The organism is Rhodopirellula maiorica SM1, assembly GCF_000346295.1.
GTDB classification, from domain to species: Bacteria; Planctomycetota; Planctomycetia; order Pirellulales; family Pirellulaceae; genus Novipirellula; species Novipirellula maiorica.
This window is the reverse complement of record NZ_ANOG01000171.1, coordinates 1-4313: the sequence shown is the minus strand read 5'-3', so window position 1 is coordinate 4313 and position 4313 is coordinate 1. Positions and strand designations below refer to the sequence as shown.

3 protein-coding genes are annotated in these 4313 nt (G+C 54.8%); 1 reads left to right on the top strand and 2 read right to left on the bottom strand.

The annotated features are described in order from the left end of the window. Positions 1-2056 (bottom strand): DUF1592 domain-containing protein (locus RMSM_RS05180; RefSeq protein ID WP_040764203.1); only part of this gene is annotated, 2056 nt, incomplete at its 3' end. A 754-nt stretch (positions 2057-2810) separates the two neighbouring features. Between RMSM_RS05180 and RMSM_RS05175 the strand changes: the two genes are divergently transcribed. Continuing rightward, positions 2811-3179 carry an STAS domain-containing protein gene (locus tag RMSM_RS05175; RefSeq protein WP_008692573.1) on the top strand — a complete coding sequence of 123 codons (369 nt, stop codon included), beginning with the start codon at positions 2811-2813 and terminating at the stop codon, positions 3177-3179. A 93-nt stretch (positions 3180-3272) separates the two neighbouring features. Here RMSM_RS05175 and RMSM_RS40685 read toward each other — a convergent pair. Continuing rightward, on the bottom strand, positions 3273-4313 hold a 1041-nt coding region (locus tag RMSM_RS40685; protein WP_040764199.1), incomplete at its 5' end, for a hypothetical protein.

Genomic DNA, 4313 nt, shown 5'->3' with positions numbered 1-4313 from the left:
CAAAGTTTTCTAGCGTGAAGCCGAGGCCGTTAATTTTCTCATGACAGACTTGGCAATTCACTTCGTTGGTTTGTAGTTCCACACGTTGACGCGTCGTCAATTGTGGGTGCAGGTCCGCGTTCAGCGGAGAAAAAGCTGCGTTCGGTGGACGCAGTACGCGGCCAAACAAATGACGGTACAGGAATACGCCGCGGTGAATCGGCGATGTGGTTTGGTAGTACGCCAACTTGCTCATCAACAGCGGATGATTCAGTAGCCCGAGATGCGTCTTGGGCTCGCTGACGCTGGGGACGAGCGGGTTGGGTTCCTGAGCGTTCTGCGGGCGATCGGCCTTCTTGCCATCGCCCTCGTTAGCGGCGGCCTGTTTTGGTTTCCACGCCTCACCGTACACTTCGGCGATTCGCGATGTCGTGTAGGCCCAATCCGCTAAGAACAATTGACGATAATCGCTCGGATCGCTCCACACGATTTCATCGATCATGGCATGAAACGAAGCTCGCAGATCGCTAAGAACCGCGTCGTTGAAACCAGGGTAACTCGCTTCGTCTTTGCTGATTTCATCGCTGCCGGCGACTTCAAACCAATGGGTAAGAAAATCGCGAGTCTTGGCTTGGGTGCGGTAGTCGTTGACCATCTGCCACGCGGCTTGCTCGATCTGATTGGGTGATTCGAGCTCATTTTTGCTGATCTTTTTTAGCAAGTGTTCATCGCTGGGCAGCGAATCGAATAACACCAACGTCAAACGGTTGGCCGCCTGTTGCGAAGGTGGCCGATTCGAATCGAGCAAGGGGTACAGGAAACGCGGTGATTTGAGTGCCAACAACATCACGCGGCGAATCGCTTCGGCGTCATCGTCAGTCGCATCGAGTTGTTTGTCGATATAGACCTTGCGGGTCGCGTCGTCGAGCGAACCTCGAAACGCCGTGCTGACGATTTCCTCGAGAAAGCTTCTCAGTCGAGCTCGATTTTCGTTCGGCTTCTTTTTGTTCTTTCGCTCGTAGTGTGGCCAAAGCTCATCCGCGACAAGTTTCGAAAACTCGACGGCCGCTTGTGTCGTCGAGTCGTCCCAGATACGGCTAATCTCGATGCCTCGTTCGTAACCGTAACTACGGTCGTCCGGTGGCAGTTTGGTTTGTAGCGAAAACGCGGCCGGAAAGCTTGCCGAGATCAAATGCCGCTGCGGGATCACCGTCTCGACTCCGCCTGGCGGAACCCAAGACAGTGACACCGACGCCGGAGGTTGATCGGTTTTGCGTTTCCGCTGCGTGAAATCGAGTTTGATCGGGTAGCCGCGGCCCGCAGTCAAATGAATCCGTTTGCGGAACTCGGTTCGTCCGGCGGATTGCACGTGGTTGTCGATGAAAATACGGTTCGGGCTGCCAAGATACAGTTTGCAGGAACACGTGCTTCGCAGCACAATTTCGTATTCGCCAGTGCGGTCCGCCATCAGCGAACCCGCCCAATGAATGTAATACTCGGCCGGGTCGACGCCTTCGCCAGGACCCTCGTGACCAAAATCGAAATCGAGAACCGCATCCGTTCGCTCGATCTTTTTCGCCTCGTTTTTCCATTTGGGGGTATCAAAGTAGGTGCCGCGGATTCCACGTTCATCGTGGTTCCAGCTGCCACCGGAGATGCGTGCGTACAGGTCGGCTAAACTCTGACGCAATTGGTCGCCTGTCAGTCGCGCCAACCCAATCTGGGGAGGCCGGTTTCGCAATCGCGCCGCTTCGCTGTAGAAGGTTTCGAAGATATACTTCGCAACCGCCTCGGCATCTTCTCCTTGGCATGTTTCGGGATCGTCCTCAGGCATCGTTTCCGAGATGATCTCGGTCAGTTGGCCAATCGATGAGTCGCCTGTTAACGCGCTAGCGTATTCTGACTCGACGCCCTGCCCCTCACTGCCGTGGCACGAAGCACATTGTGCTGCGTAAATTCGAGCCCCTGGCGAGGCCGCTGCATCGCTCGACTCGGCGGCGGATGCGCTAACGCAACACGCAACCCAGCCCAACAAGGCGGTAGAGGCAAAGCGGCGGATTGTGGAGGAAGGAATCACGGTGATATGTAGGCGAGTGGGAGGCTGGAGCGGTCACGCGTGGCGGAAACGCGGCCGATGGTGGAGTCTATTGCAAAAACAGGGATGCGATCGATCACAGCCAATCGATGAAAGCCAGTCATGTAAAAATGACTGATCCGCGATCGAAACTGCTGCGTGTTATCGCAAACCGAATTAGGCCTATTTTACGAGCCGTTTGATTTACGGACCGTTTGTTCTTTGGGCCGTTTGATTTACGGCCCTTTGCCGAGGTCGGTGAGCGAAAAATCGAGGTGGGTGGGGGCTGGGGTAGGAGCTTTATTATATCAAGCCAACGCAAAAAGCACACGACAAGTTTTTTCGCATCCCCCTAAAACGCCTGTCCTCTCGGTGCTGATCGATCCAGCTCCACCAGACCAACCTAGGTAGAGTTCAAACCGAATCCGCTGCTCCAAAGTTACAAAACAGACGCTATCCGCTCAGACTCTTTCTCTGCTGAATTCACAGCGGGGTTTATGCTCCCCCTGTAAAGCTGCTTTCTGAACCGAAAGGTGTAGGTTTGCCACTCGTATGGGGGTTAGGCCTTCGCCTGTCGGAACCGAGCTTCCTATGTTGTAAAATCGCGTTTTTTCCGCAGTTGCACGCTATCTAGGCTCGTCTGCCAGTTTCCTAGGCACGACACTCGTGTTCGTGAAACCGAAGAAAAGACTTAATGGTTTGCTCGTGTCCTTTATTTGTGTCTAGCGGGTGGCGGTGGGCTGTTGTTCGCGTTTCGATGGGATTTGCGGATAGCGGCATGCCGGATGCATTGAAAAAGGGGGTTCGCACTTCTCACCCCATTCAAGCGGGATTGAAACCAATGGATGTTGGACTGGATCATCAGCGTTACTCGACCGCAAACGCGGAAATTCAAGTCCATTGGCTCATTGTCGCAGGGCAGTTAGCGGAAGAAGGGGCGGACGAGATCATCCAGGTCGATCTTTCTCAGGTCGAGCGGATTACCAGCGAAGAGTTGTCGGAATTGATCCGCTTGCAGTTGCTGGTCCGCAAAAATGGCCGAAAATTGGTGCTCAAAAATGTCGAAGAAAATCTGCGTAGCATTTTTGAATTAACCCGCTTAACTCGATTGATCGAGATGCAATAAAGAGGTGAGGGGCGGCTTCTTTCACGCCAAAACCGTATTCGCCGCCACCTGAATCGGGTCTTTGCAAGGATTCGCATGGCCCGATCAGGTTGGTTAGTTCACGCGAGACAGTTCGATTGCGTAGCTGCCCGAATTGTCCGCTCGCTGGGCCACGTCATCGTTGATTTGCAGCACAAGCCAGCTTTCTGCGGTGGTTTGAAGCTCGATTTCATCCTTAACCGAAACAATCTCGAGCGGCTCGCATAGCGGTTGGCTTGTCTGTCTGAGCGGCACAAGACAAGCGATCAGCTGTCCAAGCGGGCGTCCATTGACGTACTCGATCGTGACCCCGTTGGCTTCGCTTTGCCAGTCTTTGTCGCGTTTTGCGATCACGCATCGCCCTTGCGCTGAAATTTTGAAGCGAATCCCGGCAGGCAAGCGGACACCTAGGGATTGCCAGCCCTTTGCCGCAGCGATGTCCCGCGAAATCGGTTGCCCGTTCCATTGCGGCTGATCTACCGCCAAGTCGACACGTTCGCGTTCCCAGTCGAAACCATAATCCAGTTCGTGGCACATCAGACGCCAGCGGGCGATCACGGCGGGCCATTCGGGCAGCAAACGTTGGTAGATCTGGCGAGTGAAATTGCTGCTGCTGTCGCGGCCGCTGCGTGCTGCTGTAACGATGACATCGCGGTATTCGTCATACTCGGACAACAGCATCGCAGCAGCCCAACACCAAGCGTAACGTTCTGCGTCACCGTTTAAATTGGCAGGATATCGCATCACCGTTTCGAGTGTGGGGATCTTCCCTTCGTCGCGTCGCTGTCGGATCAGTTTCAATCGCCCCCAATAGGGAACCGATTCGCGGTCGGCGGGCAGCTGATTGATTTCCGTAGTGGCGGCCGATCCCGAGTGTGTCGAGAGCAGCTCTGCCGTTCCTTCCATGAACCATGACGGGCCGGCTCCGCCAAATTGGTCAAATGCAAGCGAGTGCACCCCCTCGTGCAGCAGCAGGTGGCGGGTGTAATAGTCGCTGGGTTGCTTCACAATCCATAGCGAATTCCCTAGCGCGTAGCCTTGTTTGAAATCAGGAACGCGGGGATCGATCAGCCCTGCGCGTAGGAAAGGCGTCTTGTCTTGCATCACAAACGCCTT